The organism is Fibrobacter sp. UWH5, assembly GCF_900142505.1.
In the GTDB taxonomy this organism is placed as follows: domain Bacteria; phylum Fibrobacterota; class Fibrobacteria; order Fibrobacterales; family Fibrobacteraceae; genus Fibrobacter.
The window spans coordinates 258415-274479 of the sequence record NZ_FRBB01000002.1; the positions used below are offsets into that span (position 1 = coordinate 258415).

The window sequence follows — 16065 nt, forward strand, 5'->3', positions numbered from 1 at the left end:
TCAAAATCTTATGTAATAGAAAAGATACATTCTATATGATTTATATGCAACAACTCACCACTCAAAAATCAACCCTAAAGGGTATGTAGGAAAGCAAGCATAGGGGAAATTAGATGCCAAACTTCTCAAAATTTTCGTAGGTATAATCTCGGGTAAAGGCATTAAAATGCCACCATTCGCTTCCTAGAGGAACCCATCCCGCCTTTTTCATAATAGAACGAAGTTTATTGCGATTGTCTATCTGCTGTTGAGTCAAACGACCACTTTGCAAAGCTTCAGACTCCCCTACAGAACCCGCACAGCGTTCAAAGGAATCAAAATCAGTCCCCATATCCAGCAAGTTTCCTTCTGCATCCGTAAGACTCAAATCCAGAGCAAGTCCGAAATTATGAAGTCCCCCTTTCACCGGAGAAGAAACGTAATGGGAATATGGAGTTCCTCGCACGGTATTCCTCAGGGCTGCCTGAGCGTAAACAGGTCGAGCGGCATCAAAGATGACTAGCTTGGCTCCCGGGAATTCCTGTTCCATGACACGGATGGTTTTCTTCAATTTCTCGTAGGCTTCTTTGCGGACAAAAGCCCGCTGCACGCCGCAATACAAGTCATGTCCCGTTACGTTATCAAAAGTCGCATAGCGTAAATCCATGCGCAAGCCTTTCATACGGGTAATTTCCACAAGGCTGGAATCCTGTTCGGCAAAGGCAATCCACTGCTTTACTGCGGAACAGAATCGCAAAGGTTTTTCGGGCTTAGGCGGAACAAAGGCGACATCCGTAGGATTCGCCAATGCCATACCACAAAGGGCCAAAATTACAAGAAGGCGGAACAAGCTAAACTAGAACTGAACTTCTACACCAAACTGAGGGTACAATCCCAAGCCCTTAGCCATAAAGGGAACCAGATCATAACCGTCAGCAGAATTCTTCTTGCGGTCATCACGAGTTACATAAGAACGTTCGCGGTAGTTGTCGGAACCCAGGAATTCAACATCCAGATTTGCAAAGATGTTATCCAGTTCCAGATAGAACCTGGCCGTACGGAAGAAACTCTTCTTGGGAATCAAATCCAAATTGACGCGAAGGTCTGTGCGGAAGAAATCCGTAAACTGGTGATAATCTTTCAGTTCTCGAGTGCCAATGGAATTGGCTGTAGCCGGGGTAATCGAATAGTAATACAGCGGACGATGCAAGGCTGCATGATGAGTCAAAATTACAGACACGATAGAGTCCTTGCGGGGATAGTAGCGGAAGTGAGAAAGAATATCAAGACGGGAATTGGCTTCCCAAGGCAAGCTCCTACCGCCATCCAGTTCATATTCACCGTAGACAGAGCTGATGTTTGTCGCCATGGAGAAATGGTGAGAAGTCTTTAATTCTGCAGAACCCGAAGCACCGGCTACCCAGGCGAAATCCACCGGAGTCACATCATTATAACGGGCATAGGCCTTAGGCAAGGGCAGCAGCGGATCCGCATAATAACGACCAAAACCAGAAGCCTGGGCAATGAAGTACTTGGAATTATAACCAAGGCCCAGCTTAGCGGAAACACCCGATTCCAGACGTCCAGTCAGTTCGCCATCATCAAAGTAAGGTTTCCAGTCGCTGCGGTAGGCGGCATTACCAAAAAGGCGCCAGAAAGCAGTATCGGTCTTAGAAAGATTCTGCTGATAATCGAAAGAGGCCGTAGGAGCGGCTTCATGTTCACCCGCATCGGCAACAGCACCCAAAGAAAGAATCTTCTGAGAGTAGTCGCTCTTCCAGTTCAGACGACCCGCTCCAGAAAGCACACCCGTCTGATGATCCTTGGATTGAACACCACCAAATTCAGGATACTTATGTTCAAGAATATGATGTTCATACAGAAGAGCTCCGCTTAACTTTGATCCATAGATATCACCTTTGAATTTCTTATCCAGGCCACCGCTAAGAGTTGTGTGGGTCTGTTCGTAGCTGTCGATGAAAGCCTTTGCCATATCCTGGTCGGTACTGCCCGGGCTACGGAAACCAATCGTATCGCGCAAGGTGTCGCCCACATGTTCGCGAACCATACCTGCGTGGAAGCTGGTACCAAAACGGGATTCATATTCGGCGCCAATGACCAAGTAAGACTGCACACCTTCAATGATATCGATAAAGGCCACAGAATCAATGCGTCTAGAAGTATCCTGGTGTACGCTATATTCGTCGGAACTATACAAGGTTCGCAGAGCCCAGGTATTTCCTTCGGAATCCGAGCCGTTAAACTGGGCATAAACATCCATGGCGCTCAGGTCATAGGGGTTCGATTCAGCCACCTTGCAATCCTTGCAATCATCGGTATTCTTACGGAACTCAGAGAAGAACTTTTCTCCCATGTTCTTCAACATGTCTGCGTCCAGCATTCGGAATGCAAAACGGAAACTATCCCAGAAGAGCCACGGAGCATCCACCACAACTTCTCTCATGGTAATGCCAGCAGTTCCTCTCAAGCCCCAATCGCCCTTGGTCTGTTCGGGAATGTATTGCACAGAAGTTGCCAGGCCCTGACCGATGGGACCTTCGCCATAGTTGTCATGAATTTCGATACCGCTCAAGGTATGAGGGTTAATCACAGAAAGGTTACCCGGGAATCCCACATCCAGATGACGCATGTTGGGAATGCGGAGACGACCTAGATGGTAAGCCACATCACCGGCACGGGAACCATCATAGTAAAGAGCACTACTAAAATCCTTCTGGCCAGAAATACCAGGCATCTGACTCAAATGTTCCGTAAGGTCGAAACGCATACCGGCAGCATCTTCAAGCTTATCCAGATTAATCTTGCGTTCAACTTCCCACTGAACTTTTTCGGCGCTACCGCCAACAATGGTACTTGCACCCAGGCTACGAACGTTGGTACTCAAGGTAACCACCATATCGAACAGGTCGGCAAAATCCTGAAGTTCCACCACAACGCTATCAAAGCCATCTTTCTTAAAGACGAGGGATGCATTACTGGAGCTTACGGTATACTCAAATCGGCCATCTGAATTCGTTTCACCCACGGACTTACCCGACACATAGGTAATAGTCACATCCTTAATGGGCAAGTCATTTTCGGCTTCAAGAACCACACCCGAAATTAGGGTCGGCGTAGCACCGAATGCTACGACAGCAAAAAATACCACAGACAGAAAAACGATAAGGCGTCGAATACTCATACTAGTTAAATTAGAAATTTTATATTTCGGTATACCATGCTCAAGATTTATTTAGTACAGATGGAAGCGGTTTTAAACGATAAAACCGCAAACTTCAGGAAAGTCCGTCAACTATTAGACGAATGCAATCCCAGGGACGGCCTTATCATTCTCCCTGAAATGTTCGCCACAGGGTACATTCCCGAAGAGCCTGCCAAATATGCAGAAGACTTCGGCCATGCAGATGCAGGACTCACCGCCAACTTCTTGAGCACACTGGCCGACGAAACTGGATGTGCAGTCCTTGGCGCTGGAATTTCTACAGTTCCCAATAAAGGTCAGAACGCCCCCCTGATGCAAAACCATTCCAGCCTTTATCTGCCCGGTCGCAAAGAGGAAGCCGCCTGCTATAACAAGCGAAAGCCCTTCTTCCCCGAAGTGGATTTCATCCCTGGCGATTCCGTTAGCTTATTCAAAATAAACCAGTGGAATGTCGCCGCCGCCATCTGCTACGACCTGCGTTTTCCGGAACTGTTCCGCGACGCCGTAAAAGCCGGGGCAAGACTCATTACCATTCAGGCAGCCTGGCCCGTCATTCGCAAGGAACACTGGATCACCCTGCTGAAAGCCCGCGCCATCGAAAATCAGGTTTATGTAGCTGCCGCAAACCAATACGGAAATTCCATGATTATCTCCCCCACCGGCGAGGTTATCGCCCAGGGAGAAATGGGAGAAAAAGTGATCCAGGGGACCATTTTATCGGCTCCGCAAGAGGAATACCGCAAGGCATTTCCCGTCCTGAAAGGAATAGTCTAAACTGGAATGATTTAAATCACAATATCAAAACAACGTCATTTTCGGCAACTCATTGAGTATCAACAACTTACGGAATCTTTTGAAGAATTTTTCTTTGAAAATGTGATGTAGATGACAGCCAAATGTCAAAAATTAATTGTATCTTTCTTCATGTAAAACGGATATCAACGTCAAAAAAGAGAGAGGTGCATCATGTCAAACGAAAATAAGTTGCAGTATGTCAAGGCGTTGATTAAAGCAGGAGTTACCCGCGAACTGGTCCTCAAGATTACCTCGATTTCTGGCTACCAGTATTCTCAAATTCGCCGCGAACTCGCCGCCTAAAAAGCCAAGGCAATTTAGCTTCAAAAAATGAAAATAATCCTTGTTATACCCGCGCAGCCTGCCACCCTAAATCAGGAACGGCAGGCTGTGCTTTTATCATGCTTTCGCGACGGATCCCTGCTTTTAGAAGGCAAGGACGGAAAGAAACCAGCCCAGTTCTATATGTCTATCAAGGACAATTTTCCCTGGAGCGAATTTCTGAAGAAGATGATGGTGGCCTGGCAGTTGAGCGACTACTCAGGCGTTCCCAACGAGTTTAAGCCACTGAAGAGAATTCCTCAGTTTGTTTTAGACGAAATATTGAACGAGACTCAGGAAAATCAGCTGAAAGTTCTTGCCGCCCTAAGGCAGCAAGGTTACTTCGGGACGCTCCCGCAACGCAAGGACAAGTAGGGAGTCCCTGAGACCCGAGGCACAGAGACCCTGAGACCCTGAAATAAATTCAGGGTGACGTTCTGGGTGACGTTTGGATTCTAAAGGATCAGCATGCCGTCGCCGTAGCTGAACAGCTTCAGGCGATTTTCTACAGCCATCTTGTAGGCGGCCAGAGTGTTTTCGCGGCCATAGAAAGCAGACACCAGCAAGATCAGGGAACTCTTGGGCCAATGGAAATTGGTAAGCAAGCCGTCTACGATCTTGTAGCGATAACCCGGATAGAAGAACGCGTGAGTGACACCGCTCTGGGCACGGACAACGCCGTTGTCGTCGGCGATGGTTTCTACCACGCGGGTACTTGTGGTACCCACGGTAACAACGCGGCCACCGGCGGCTTTTACCTCGTTAATGATGCGAGCATTTTCTTCTGTAAGTTCGTAGTGTTCACCGTGCATCTTGTGCTGAGTGAAATCCTCTACAGAAATATTCTGGAAGGTACCGGGTCCCACATGCAGTGTAACTTCGGCGACCTTGACGCCCTTGTCCTTTAGAGCCTGCAGCATCTCTTCGCTAAAGTGGAGGCTTGCCGTAGGAGCGGCAACGGCACCGGAATACTTGGCAAAAATAGTCTGGTAAGCCTTCTTGTCTTCTTCGTCATCGGGGCGGTTAATGTAGGGCGGCAGGGGCACGTGTCCCTGGGCATTCATCACCGCTTCCAGTTCAACGGGCGTTACGGCAAAGCGCAGAACACGGGAACCGTCTTCGTTGATAGATTCTACAGTGGTCTTAACGCCAGCGATTATCAATTCGCGGCCCACCTTAAAAGCCTTACCCGGGCGAACCTGAGCCTCGTAACGGGCAGAACCATCTTCGGCAGGAATCATGGCCTGCACCAGCAAGGTTTCTACTTCGCCGTCGTGCATGGTCTTTCCATAAAGGCGGGCAGGAATCACCTTGGTGTTGTTCACCACCAGGCAGTCACCGGCCCTGAAAAGATCTACGATATCGGCAGCCTTCATGATATGACGTTCACCACCGTCCTTAGGGCAATGCAAAATGCGAGTCTTGCCCTTGCCCGCCGTGCGGCTGGCAATCAGTTCGGGAGGAAATTCAAAACTGTAGTCAGAAAGATTATGTTCCATGGTTACGCATCCATTTCGGCCAAAGCCTTCAGCAAACTTTCACGAACCTTATTCTTGAGGGTTTCCGGCTTAAGAATAGAGATTTCCGTAGAAACACCCATGAGCCAAGTAATAAAATCAGGGGTGATGCGGAGTTTTACATCCACAACCATATTGCCATTCTTATCGAGACGGCGGGTTGCTTCCGGGAAGAAGTGGGAACGTTCAAACTGAGTCTGAAGCCACTTGGTCTTGACCAACAGGGAAACATCTTCAGGAGTGATTTTAGAATCGGTATACTTGGCGAAAGCATACTTATAATGGATCTTCGCATCGAAGGGTAGCTTAGGTGCGGGAACATTCGTAATCGTCACGTTGGAAATTTTTTCGAACATGAAGTTCTTGAACACCTGAGTTTCTTCATAAGTTTCATCTGCGGCTATCAGATACAGGGTATCCATACGCATAATGACCTTGATAGGATTCACTATCTTCGTCTCTGGTTTTTCAGAAGAGGCGGAGTGAGTGTAATTTATGCGGATCATGGAACCATCGTGAATGGCTTTCAGCACCTTGTTCACCATGGAATCCTGCAATTTATTATCGCAGAAAGGACCGTAATCCAGAATGTAGTCCGGGTCCGTAGAAATGGCATCGGGTTTGAAGTCTTCGGGATCGGTGGTCTGCATGGAATCAATCACCTTTTCCAGCAGTTTGATTGTCTTCAAGTCGGCCGCGTTAGCGACAGAAAGGCTCTTCTTGACCTTTTCAAGTTGACGAACCACTTCCTGGTTGAAGTTCATCTCCTTGTCAGTTTGAATAACATAATAAGTTTCGCCATTTTCCTTAAACTTACGGAGTCCGCAGTTTTCCTTGGCAACGACATCCAGATGACGGAATACCGTACGAGGGCCGCAATTCAACAAAGAGGCAAGCTGTTTTACAGTGACCTTACTTTTTAGGAAGCCCTTGATATTATTGATTTTTTCGTAACCACTTGCCATAGGATTTCTCCAGTTACAGAAGTTTTAAACGGTTTTCAATGGAAGCGGTCTTTGCCTTCTTTACCACAGACAGGAACGCAGCCTGTTTTTGAATAACAGAACGCACATGACCTTCCAGCAGGAATTTTTTGTTCACGCAGGAAACCTTTACCACAGCCCCCTGCATAATGGAATGCAAGGCCAGATCCGTTTCCAGTTCCTTGCACAGCATTTCATTTTCAACTTGATCGGCAGGAATCACGGAAATGGCACAATGAAGCGCCAACACACCAGAAATTTCAGCCACCTTATTTTCCAGATCCCTGGAGTAATATTTTTCGTTGCAATAGGCGGAAACTTCTACACGGCCGAATAGGACCTTTACATCATAATTGAACAGGTGGACATTGGGTGATTCCAGCAAGGCGATAACCGCACGTTCAATTTGAGTATCCGTGATGTAGGAGTCCGTCTGGATTCGGGTAAAGTCAACACAACCACGCACCTTAGGGAGGCCGTTAATGCAAGCCTTCATGGCACGTTTAATGGAAAGGTTGCGGACCATTCCCTTAAGGTAAACCACACCCTGCCCCACTTCAATGGAAACCTTGGAAGCATCCTGCGGGAACACCTGTTTTACCTTGCCCAACACCGCCTGGGTAAGTTTATCGTTAGGCGCATTCTGAGCCTGCAACGGCAAGGTAATGAACAACAGGGTTTTGTCTTTTAACAAAACAGCCAGCTTGTCTTTTTCGCCATCGTTCACCATGCCCACGGCAACGCCGAACTGGTCGCGAATGGTATGGTAGACCTGATCTCCAAGAAGCGTATGGGCACTTTGTGCCGGCAGCAACCGGTAACCATCCGTAGACTCTTCTTTCTGGATTGTCACCTTGGGGCATTCTACCTTTTTTTCGGGACCGCTACCATAATCCAGAACCATGATATCTTTTTCGGGGCCCTGGAAGACACTTTTTACAAGACCAGGCTTAAGACTCTTCTTGAAGTAGAGCCAGTTACCCGGAGCCACACGGTTATGCCCGAAAATCTTGGCGTAGTCGGAATTGATGTGTTCCTTTCGGCAGAAACAAAATTCGTTAGAAAAGGCAACAAAAAGGGCCGTGCAGCGGGTACAGCAGCACAGCACAGGAATATGAGGGTCCAAGCCCCCATAAGTGGTATAGTTTTCCTGGGCAAAAATATCGTGGTCCGTTACCTTCTGGCAACGGCAACAGAATAGCCTCTGACTATACAACTTATGAGGAAACTGAACACGCATTGATTATTACTAGAAAGTAGGAGGCGGTCAGGTATGAGGTCGGAGCTTCGCTCCTAGAGGTATGAGGTACCTTGAAACCTCAGAGCCCCGAAAGGGGCGACCTCACACCTCAAAGGCGCTTTGCGCCGACCTATTGAATTTACCCCATGAGCGGCAAAGCTACGTCGATACGGCGGAGGGTTTCTTCCTTACCCAGGAGTTCGAAGAGTTCCCACAGGCCAGGACCAGCGGTAACGCCAGAAACTGCCAAGCGGGGAGCGCCCACCAGTTCGCCCACCTTGTGGCCGATGCGTTCTGCCAGAGCATAGAATTCCTTTTCGATGACCGGGGTCTTGAAATCTTCGATGGAAGCCAGCATGTCACGGACCTGCTGGCAGAGAGCCTTGGAGCCTTCACCGAAGTGCTTCTTGGCACCCTTTTCGTCGTAAGTTTCCGGAGCCTTGAAGAAGTAGGTGGACATGTCAGCCAGATCCTGCACGAAGTGTGCGCGGGGCTTCAGGTTCTTCACAATTTCCAGGAGACGTGCTTCAGGTTCGGCGCTCAGGTCGAAGCCCTTGGCAGCCAGACCTTCCTTCATAATGCCGAGGAGCATGGCGTCGTCGCACATATGAATGTGCTGGCCGTTCATCCACTGCAGCTTCTTTTCATCGAAGCTTGCGGGCTTGGGGTTGATGCGTTCCAGGGTGAAGCAGTCGATCATTTCCTTGATGGTCATGACTTCGCGGTCGTCACCCGGATTCCAGCCCAGGAGAGCCAGGTAGTTCACGAGAGTTTCGGGCAGGTAGCCCAGGTCGCGGAAGTCACCCACGGAGGCAGCACCCTTACGCTTGGAAAGCTTACCGCCGTTCTTGTCGAGAATCACCGGCAGGTGGCACCATACAGGAGGTTCCCAACCGAAGGCCTTGTACAGCAATTCGTGCTTGGGAGTAGAAGAAATCCATTCGTCACCGCGGAGCACGTGAGAGGTACCCATCAGGTGGTCATCGCAAACACTTGCGAAATGATAAGTGGGGTAACCGTCGCGCTTGATGAGAACCAGGTCGTCCAGCAGTTCATTCTGGTAAGAGATGTGGCCGCGGATCATGTCGTCGAATTCGGTAACGCCAGTTTCGGGAACCTTGAAGCGGATCACAGCCTTTTCGCCAGCGGCAATGCGGGCTTCAGCTTCTTCACGAGGAATGTTACGGCAGTGGCGGTCATAACCGGTCACGGAGACGCCGGCCTTTTCCTGTTCGGCACGGACTTCCTGGAGGCGTTCTTCGGTGCAGAAGCAGTAGTAGGCATCGCCGGAGTCCAGCAACTTCTTGATCTGTTCGTTATAGATGTGCAAGCGTTCGCTCTGGAAGTAGGGGCCGCAATCCTTTTCGCAACCCGGACCTTCGTCCCACTGGAGGCCAAGCCACTTCAGGTCGCGCATCAAGTCGTGCAGTGCAGTTTCGTTATAACGCTTACGGTCGGTATCTTCGATACGGAGGTAGAACACGCCGCCCATGGCCTTTGCAAAGAAGTAGTTGTAGATAGCAGTACGGGCACCGCCAACGTGGAGGTAACCGGTGGGGCTGGGGGCAAAACGTACACGGACGGGACGCTTGTTATTGCAGCAATCGCACATATTGTATTCCTTTTTTAGGGCAGCCGCGCAAGAGATCTTGTCACAGCTCCATAGTTTAAAAATTTCTATGTCAAAATTTAGCAATTTCAAAAAAACAAGATTTCCTCGCAGTCTCCCACGAGGCTAACAAAGCACCTACATAAAATGTAAAACCAATCCACGAGCAGACAATTTTAGCGAATATTTTTCCCAATTCCATCACGTTTCCCATTGAGCATCAACAAATTGACTCATATGTTTCTACATTTCACCTGCAATTTATTCATAGCGAATTTGTCTTTTGGCAAATCCGCGTAGCCAAAGGATCGATATGGAAGCTTTAACCGCTTTTCTTGATACCATCGATGGCTATGTTTGGGGAATTCCCCTCATTGTCGTCATCTTGTTTGTAGGCCTCCTCCTCACGGTCCGTCTGGGCTGCCTGCAGGTGGTAAACCTCCCCAACGCTCTGCGTTACATGCTCCACAACGAAAAGGGCGGCCAGGGCGAAGTCTCTAGCTTCGGCGCACTTTGCACCGCACTTGCCGCAACCATCGGTACAGGTAACATCGTGGGTGTGGCAACCGCTATCGGCACCGGTGGCCCGGGCGCACTCTTCTGGATGGAGGTAGCAGCCTTCTTCGGCATGGCCACCAAGTACGCCGAAGGCGTTCTGGCCGTGAAGTACCGCAAGATGGACAAGGACGGCAAGGTTCTTGGCGGTCCTTTCTACTATATCGAAACAGGCATCAAGGAACGTTTCGGCTGGAATATGAAGTGGCTGGCAGTGCTCTTCGCCATCTTCGGTGTCTGTGCAGGCGTCATGGGCATCGGCACCATCACCCAGGTGAACGGCATTACCAGCGCCATGGCTCGACTCACTCCTAACGCAGCTGAATTCGTGAACATCGGCGGAAACTCCGTCAGCATCACCACCGCCATCGCAGGCGTTCTGGTCACCGCATTCTCCGCCTTCGTGATTATCGGCGGTCTGAAGCGCATTGCCAAGGTTTCTACCTATATCGTTCCTGTCATGGCAATCCTCTACATTCTCGCTTGCATGCTCTTGCTCATGATGAACTTCGCTGCTATTCCCGAAGCGGTCCAGACCATCGTCCGCGCAGCCTTCAACCCCAGCGCTGTTACCGGCGGTGTGGTGGGCACCATCTTTATCGCCATGCAGAAGGGTATCGCCCGCGGTATCTTCAGTAACGAAGCTGGTCTCGGTTCCGCACCTATCGCAGCGGCCGCCGCAAAGACCAACGAACCTGTCCGTCAGGGCCTGGTCTGCATGACCGGTACTTTCTTCGACACCATCATCATTTGTACCATGACCGGCCTTGCCATTGTGGTTTCTGGCGCTTGGGATCCGAAGCTTGGCCTGGAAGGCGTGAACATCACCATGGAAGCATTCTCCCGCGGTCTCGCATTCTTCCCCGGTGGCGCAACCATCGCTCCTTACTTCCTGGCAATCGCTCTTGTGTTCTTCGCATTCACCACCATCTTGGGCTGGGCCTACTATTCTGAAAAGTGCCTGCAGTACCTGATCGGCGGCAAGAAGAAAAAGGCAATCCTCGCCTACCGCTGGATTTACGTTGCAGCCATCTTTATCGGCCCCTACCTGACCGTAAGCGCCGTTTGGACTTGCGCTGACATTTTCAACGGCCTCATGGCATTCCCCAACTTGATTGCCTTGATTCTGTTGAGCGGCATCGTAGCTCTCGAAACCAGGGACTTCCTGGATCGCTTGCACGACGGCAAGGTGGGCGAATAAAAAATTTAGGACGTTTATGCCAGTTCCGGACTTGGCGCAATTGGCGGATGGCTCTTTCTGGGCATTATAATCGCAATTATTTTTGCCTTAATAACTCGCGGCAGAAAAATGTAAGGCAAACACGCTTAATAAAAAAACAGATGGTGATAAACCATCTGTTTTTTTTACTGTCAGTTAATCCTCGTAGTGTCCCTTACAGGAAATCACGTCGATGACGTCTCCATTAACTCGGTACACCAAGCGATTCACATCATCGATTCGACGACTCCAGAAACCGGATAGTTTACCTTTCAAAGGCTCCGGTTTGCCGATTCCATCTTCGGCACTTCGTTCAACATCCTTAAGGAGTTGATTGATTCGTTTCAGGGTTTTCTTGTCTTGGGACTGCCAGTAGAGATAATCTTCCCAGGCTTTATCAAACCAGTTCTTCTTCATCATCCCCCCCAACTTCAATCAGTTCATGAACAACCCCCTTCCCAGCCTTAATGGCCGCAGCGCCTTCTTCCAAGAACTTCATATTGCTTTCGCTATAGAAGGGATCCGGAAGGGAAATTTCGAAAGGGATGCGATTCTCCCTGAGAACCGCCTTGACGAACAAGTTGAGGGCAGAGGACGTAGACAGCCCCACCTTTTCGCAGAACTTGTCGAAACGTTCCTTGTCCTTGGTTTCGATTCTTGCGGAAATTGTAGAAAGGGCCATAATTAAACCTCCATTTTCCGACAATGTAATACATTCGCTTGCATTTTGCAAGCCATCACAACATTTTACCGATATTTCAGCCATCTTTTTCCTTTTTCACGTTATGTTTCGCAAATCAAGCCTTGTTATGGCCTGAAGCAAGAAAGTGTTCCTGCTATTTTCTATACACGTTTTTAAAGGGAAAAATGTTTCACATTCTTGCGTAAAATGATTGTAAAAAAACTAATTTGAAGCGCACAATTACCAATCTCCTTTCATAGGCGGTCACATGGACAAGAAATTTGCAGTGGTTCTCCCGGCCGGTGGCCTGGGCAAGCGCATGGGCGGAAACATTCCCAAGCAGCTGATGCTTTTGGGCGGCAAGCCTGTTTACCGTTATTGCCTTGAGACGTTCCTGCAGATGGACGAAATTGCCGAAGTGGTGATGGCTGTACCTGTCGACTGGAAAAGCCATTTTGAAGATGAACTTTTCGGGTCGGCCGCAGACACGAGCAACTCCTGCCTCACTCCAGAAATGCGAGCCAAGTTGAAAATTGTTGTAGGCGGTGCAGAACGTTGGCAGTCCGTAGAAAACGGCGTCAATGCCTTGACCAGCAATGCAGAATACGTTCTCGTTCACGACGTGGCTCGCCCCTTTATTAGCAAGGAAATCATTCTGGACGTTTGCAACACCTTGTTGAACAAGGGGGCATGCCTTGTGGCAAAGCCTGCCGTAGACACCATCAAGATCGCAGCAGACGGCCGCGTTGAAAAGACCATCGACCGCAATACCGTCTGGATGGCACAGACTCCCCAGGCAGCCCGCATCGACGTTCTTAAGTCGCTGTACAAGCGTATCGCCGCAGAGCCGCTGGACTTTGTCCCCACCGACGAAGCCAGCATTTTGGAATTCTTCGGAGAAACCGTCTACATCGTCAAAGGCGCGGCCGCCAACGACAAACTGACTACGCCCGAAGACTTCGAAATCTTCGCCGCAAAGCTGAAGTAACAAACAGGATTCTCATATTATTTTATTACATTGGTAATTCAGTATATTGGAGTTTTGGGAAACTCAACCTTGTTGGTGAATTAGGATATGAACATTTTAAGAGTCGTGGCATTTATCGGCGCGTTGGCAGCATTTTCCATTGCCAGCCAAACCGTATCCATTTTTGTGAAAGACCCTGCCGAATTAGAAAGCCTTCAGCAGAACTTGGAAAACATCAAGACCGATTTAGGCGAAAGCAATCCTCAAATTGACGAGCTGTTGACCCGAGCATCCAAGATTGCAGAAATGAACAACCGCTGTTCCATGATTTCCATCAACGACGTGCTGGACGAGGAATGCGGACATTTCTATTCCGTGGACCTGCCCGAATTCGAAGCCCAGTACATGGAACTGACAGGTGAATTAAGCTTGAACGCCGTTAAGGTTGGAAACACCCTGGCAGAGCGCACCGAACAGATTCAGGTCTGCGCAAACGCCCTGGGCGGAATTCTCGTTTCCAAGGAAAAGATGTTACGCATGGATGGCGAAATCGCATTGGAACCTTTGAATCTAGAAGGGGCCTTTGACGCGACCTATGATTTCAACCTATACTTTGATGCAGAGCGCATGAAGGTGCAGCAAAACCTGCTGGAACGCTGGGTGGAAAAGTGCAGCGAAGTCGTAGTCCGTCAAGCACACGATGAATTCGCACCCCTATTCGTCGATCGAATCAAAGTAATAAATGACTCTCTAGAAAAGAACAAAGCCAACATGAAGATCGTGCTGGAACCTGAATACCTGGATTTTTATCTGGATATGAACAGACCGGTTGCGGGTTCCTACTTTCTAAACGGAGCGCAGATCTTTAATGTTGAATCCCTACCCTCCGGCAGAAACTTCTCGCACATCATCGTCAGTGCAGTAGACAAGAAAGTGAACCTGCCCCTGGGAACCGACGGCAAAATGCAGAACTTTAGAGGCCGTGTGGAATTCACTGCCGCCTACCAGGAAAAGGACCTGGTGGGCCGCTGGATTTGGGGAAGCCAGAAGGACATTCGACGCGCCAAGGCGAAGGGAGATATTTCCTCTGAAGTTGTTATGGGAGATTCCTCAAAACCTGCACCAGTCGTCAAGAAGTTGGCTTCCATTGACACAACTGCACTCATCACTTCTGTAGCAGATTCCGCAGTTCAAGAAACACCGAAGGATGTTGCCGCCAACGATGCAGCCAAGGACGCAGCAGCAGACAGCGGCAAGAAGAAGTCCTGGATTCCGCCCGCTATCGCAGGGGCTGTCATGATTGGCGGTGGTGTAATGGCCGCAGTCTTCAACAGCAAGGCCAAGAAGGAAAGCGAAAAGAAAACGCTTACCCGTAAAGAATACGACGACCGTTGTGATAAGATTGAAAACGCACAGACGTTGCGAGCCGTAGGTTTGGGAATTGCCGCCGCAGGCCTTGTTGGCGTAGGCGTTACACTGTTTTTCTAAGGAGAGGATGATATGAAATTGAGCAACCTCGCCCGCGTCATTCTGAGCAATCCCGCCCGCGTCATTATGAGCAAAGCGAAGAATCCAGTCCTTGCCGCCTCCCTCGTCGCACTTGTAGCCTGCACCGACTACCTGGAAGACTTCCAGGACAAGTATGACAACGGCAACGCCTTCGCAGAAATTTCTAGCGACAGCGACAATGGCAGCGACGACAGCAGCAGCGACAGCAAACTCAGTTCTTCCAACGGTGGCGACAGCGAGCTCAGTTCTTCCAGCAAGGACAACGGCGATGCAGAATCTTCCGACAGCACGGACAGTTCCAGTTCAGCAACTGATCCAGGCAGTTCTTCTTCTGTCACAGAATCCAGCAGCAGCGCATTCGAATCTTGCACCGGCTCCGTGATTTATGACGCGGAAGAAGATCCAGAGTTTAATAGTTTTGGTCGAAAATTTAGTATGTATGTCCCAGAGTATAGCTCAGATTCGAGCAAAACAAGTTCAGACGGAGTAACAGCACAACTTTCTGAAGCAAGCATGTTAATAATGCCTTTGGCAACATACCCAAATACCATGAATATTGAACCTTGGGGTGGATTCTGTGTTGAATACACTGGTTCAGGAGATCTACATGCTAACGTCGTCGATGAGAGTAGCGGTAATAAACCTATTTTGCTTTACAAAGAGATGCCTAATACAAATGGCGAAAAAAATTCATTCACATGGTCATGGGATGAAAATGAAGGTTTGATGGAGAAACAAGAAGACAATGGCAACTCAGAAGGATTTTCAATAGAAAAGGTAGAATCAATCAATTTTATCAGCTATTTGGGTAATAGCTCTATAACCATTCATAAAATCACAACATTGAAACCCGATGTTCATTTCGAATGCGACGGCGAGGAATTTCCGCTAGAACATATCGAATACTTCTCGCCCTTAGGTTTTAAAGAGAACAGGATAGACCTAGAATCCGTTAAAGAATACAAAATTACTTTATTAGGAAACAACACTGTTCTTGTGAATGATCCAGGCGATCAGGCAAAGTTAGCCAAAGCCGGTGGTTTCTGTATAGAATATTCTTCAGACAAAAATTTCTTGTTATCATTTCACAGCTACGAGACGAACGGCACACTTACAAATGATAGTGCAAATGTCACCGTTGACAAAGGGGAGAAAAAGATTTCTTACATACTATGGAAGGATTTAGAAAAAGAATTTAATGGTTTTAATCCAATTAATAAACATGTACTAGCATTCAGTGCTAAACAAAACGAAAACGAAACAACAAATATATTAATCAGTCGAATGACTCTAATCAATTAAAAAAACAAGACAAGTCAGTATATAAAAAAGGGACTGATGAAGAAATCATCAGTCCTAATTTTTTTCGATTCGTACTCATTTCCATCTTCGAGCGTTAATTCCAGTACCGATCAGCATTAAGAAAATGATGGGAATGTATTTACAAAATAGTTAGCTTTAACTAA

15 protein-coding genes are annotated in these 16065 nt (G+C 48.5%); 7 read left to right on the top strand and 8 right to left on the bottom strand.

Annotated features, from left to right (window positions below; all coding sequences use genetic code 11):
- Positions 1-109: 109 nt before the first annotated feature.
- Together BUB38_RS03830 and BUB38_RS03835 are read right to left on the bottom strand one after the other, a co-directional pair.
- Positions 110-793, bottom strand: a complete 684-nt coding sequence (locus BUB38_RS03830; protein WP_083541893.1) for a M15 family metallopeptidase — start codon at positions 791-793, stop codon at positions 110-112.
- 42 nt (positions 794-835) lie between these two features.
- Positions 836-3181, bottom strand: coding sequence for a peptidase associated/transthyretin-like domain-containing protein (locus tag BUB38_RS03835; RefSeq protein WP_073157270.1), 2346 nt, complete (start codon positions 3179-3181; stop codon positions 836-838).
- 36 nt (positions 3182-3217) lie between these two features.
- On the opposite strand from BUB38_RS03835, the gene BUB38_RS03840 reads away from it, so the two are divergent.
- The 3 genes from BUB38_RS03840 (at position 3218) to BUB38_RS03845 (ending at position 4693) form a co-directional block, all read left to right on the top strand.
- Positions 3218-3976 carry a nitrilase-related carbon-nitrogen hydrolase gene (locus BUB38_RS03840; RefSeq protein ID WP_073157272.1) on the top strand — a complete coding sequence of 253 codons (759 nt, stop codon included), beginning with the start codon at positions 3218-3220 and terminating at the stop codon, positions 3974-3976.
- Positions 3977-4168: 192 nt separating this feature from the next.
- Positions 4169-4300 carry a hypothetical protein gene (locus BUB38_RS16850; RefSeq protein WP_254917571.1) on the top strand — a complete coding sequence of 44 codons (132 nt, stop codon included), beginning with the start codon at positions 4169-4171 and terminating at the stop codon, positions 4298-4300.
- An 87-nt stretch (positions 4301-4387) separates the two neighbouring features.
- Positions 4388-4693 carry a hypothetical protein gene (locus tag BUB38_RS03845; RefSeq protein WP_139258212.1) on the top strand — a complete coding sequence of 102 codons (306 nt, stop codon included), beginning with the start codon at positions 4388-4390 and terminating at the stop codon, positions 4691-4693.
- Between the two features lie 80 nt (positions 4694-4773).
- Here the strand turns inward: BUB38_RS03845 and queA are convergent, their stop codons facing one another.
- From queA to gltX, 4 genes are all read right to left on the bottom strand, one after another.
- Positions 4774-5817 (bottom strand): tRNA preQ1(34) S-adenosylmethionine ribosyltransferase-isomerase QueA, encoded by a 1044-nt coding sequence (gene queA, locus BUB38_RS03850; RefSeq protein WP_073157278.1) that lies wholly within the window; start codon positions 5815-5817, stop codon positions 4774-4776.
- 2 nt (positions 5818-5819) lie between these two features.
- Positions 5820-6800, bottom strand: a complete 981-nt coding sequence (locus BUB38_RS03855) for a WYL domain-containing protein (RefSeq protein WP_073157281.1) — start codon at positions 6798-6800, stop codon at positions 5820-5822.
- A gap of 13 nt (positions 6801-6813) precedes the next feature.
- Positions 6814-8058, bottom strand: coding sequence for a BON domain-containing protein (locus BUB38_RS03860; RefSeq protein WP_073157284.1), 1245 nt, complete (start codon positions 8056-8058; stop codon positions 6814-6816).
- A gap of 139 nt (positions 8059-8197) precedes the next feature.
- The gene (gene gltX, locus BUB38_RS03865; protein WP_073157287.1) at positions 8198-9670 is read right to left on the bottom strand and encodes a glutamate--tRNA ligase; all 1473 of its coding nucleotides are present in this window, start codon (positions 9668-9670) and stop codon (positions 8198-8200) included.
- Positions 9671-9980: 310 nt separating this feature from the next.
- On the opposite strand from gltX, the gene BUB38_RS03870 reads away from it, so the two are divergent.
- Positions 9981-11423: an alanine/glycine:cation symporter family protein gene (locus BUB38_RS03870; RefSeq protein ID WP_073157290.1), complete on the top strand. Its 1443-nt coding sequence runs from the start codon at positions 9981-9983 to the stop codon at positions 11421-11423.
- Between the two features lie 174 nt (positions 11424-11597).
- Here the strand turns inward: BUB38_RS03870 and BUB38_RS03875 are convergent, their stop codons facing one another.
- Positions 11598-11858 carry a Txe/YoeB family addiction module toxin gene (locus BUB38_RS03875; RefSeq protein WP_073157425.1) on the bottom strand — a complete coding sequence of 87 codons (261 nt, stop codon included), beginning with the start codon at positions 11856-11858 and terminating at the stop codon, positions 11598-11600.
- Positions 11839-12123, bottom strand: a complete 285-nt coding sequence (locus BUB38_RS03880) for a type II toxin-antitoxin system RelB/DinJ family antitoxin (RefSeq protein WP_073157293.1) — start codon at positions 12121-12123, stop codon at positions 11839-11841. Before BUB38_RS03880 ends, BUB38_RS03875 begins: the two co-directional genes overlap by 20 nt.
- Positions 12124-12391: 268 nt before the next feature.
- Here BUB38_RS03880 and ispD point away from each other — a divergent pair, with 268 nt between their 5' ends.
- The 3 genes from ispD to BUB38_RS03895 all read left to right on the top strand — a co-directional run bounded on the left by ispD (position 12392) and on the right by BUB38_RS03895 (position 15901).
- On the top strand, positions 12392-13111 hold the full coding sequence (gene ispD, locus BUB38_RS03885; protein ID WP_073157296.1) for a 2-C-methyl-D-erythritol 4-phosphate cytidylyltransferase: 720 nt from the start codon (positions 12392-12394) through the stop codon (positions 13109-13111).
- Positions 13112-13198: 87 nt separating this feature from the next.
- Positions 13199-14578, top strand: coding sequence for a hypothetical protein (locus tag BUB38_RS03890; protein WP_139258214.1), 1380 nt, complete (start codon positions 13199-13201; stop codon positions 14576-14578).
- 12 nt (positions 14579-14590) lie between these two features.
- Entirely contained in the window at positions 14591-15901 is a 1311-nt protein-coding gene (locus tag BUB38_RS03895) for a hypothetical protein (protein WP_073157302.1), read from the top strand.
- Positions 15902-16065: the final 164 nt, after the last annotated feature.

Excerpts from the sequence above, each read along its gene's own strand:
- BUB38_RS03830 (WP_083541893.1), bottom strand. The coding sequence starts at position 793 with ATGGCATTGGCGAATCCTACGGATGTCGCCTTTGTTCCGCCTAAGCCC.
- BUB38_RS03835 (WP_073157270.1), bottom strand. The coding sequence starts at position 3,181 with ATGAGTATTCGACGCCTTATCGTTTTTCTGTCTGTGGTATTTTTTGCT.
- BUB38_RS03840 (WP_073157272.1), top strand. The coding sequence starts at position 3,218 with ATGCTCAAGATTTATTTAGTACAGATGGAAGCGGTTTTAAACGATAAA.
- BUB38_RS16850 (WP_254917571.1), top strand. The coding sequence starts at position 4,169 with ATGTCAAACGAAAATAAGTTGCAGTATGTCAAGGCGTTGATTAAAGCA.
- queA (WP_073157278.1), bottom strand. The coding sequence starts at position 5,817 with ATGGAACATAATCTTTCTGACTACAGTTTTGAATTTCCTCCCGAACTG.
- BUB38_RS03855 (WP_073157281.1), bottom strand. The coding sequence starts at position 6,800 with ATGGCAAGTGGTTACGAAAAAATCAATAATATCAAGGGCTTCCTAAAA.
- BUB38_RS03860 (WP_073157284.1), bottom strand. The coding sequence starts at position 8,058 with ATGCGTGTTCAGTTTCCTCATAAGTTGTATAGTCAGAGGCTATTCTGT.
- gltX (WP_073157287.1), bottom strand. The coding sequence starts at position 9,670 with ATGTGCGATTGCTGCAATAACAAGCGTCCCGTCCGTGTACGTTTTGCC.
- BUB38_RS03870 (WP_073157290.1), top strand. The coding sequence starts at position 9,981 with ATGGAAGCTTTAACCGCTTTTCTTGATACCATCGATGGCTATGTTTGG.
- BUB38_RS03875 (WP_073157425.1), bottom strand. The coding sequence starts at position 11,858 with ATGAAGAAGAACTGGTTTGATAAAGCCTGGGAAGATTATCTCTACTGG.
- BUB38_RS03880 (WP_073157293.1), bottom strand. The coding sequence starts at position 12,123 with ATGGCCCTTTCTACAATTTCCGCAAGAATCGAAACCAAGGACAAGGAA.
- ispD (WP_073157296.1), top strand. The coding sequence starts at position 12,392 with ATGGACAAGAAATTTGCAGTGGTTCTCCCGGCCGGTGGCCTGGGCAAG.
- BUB38_RS03890 (WP_139258214.1), top strand. The coding sequence starts at position 13,199 with ATGAACATTTTAAGAGTCGTGGCATTTATCGGCGCGTTGGCAGCATTT.
- BUB38_RS03895 (WP_073157302.1), top strand. The coding sequence starts at position 14,591 with ATGAAATTGAGCAACCTCGCCCGCGTCATTCTGAGCAATCCCGCCCGC.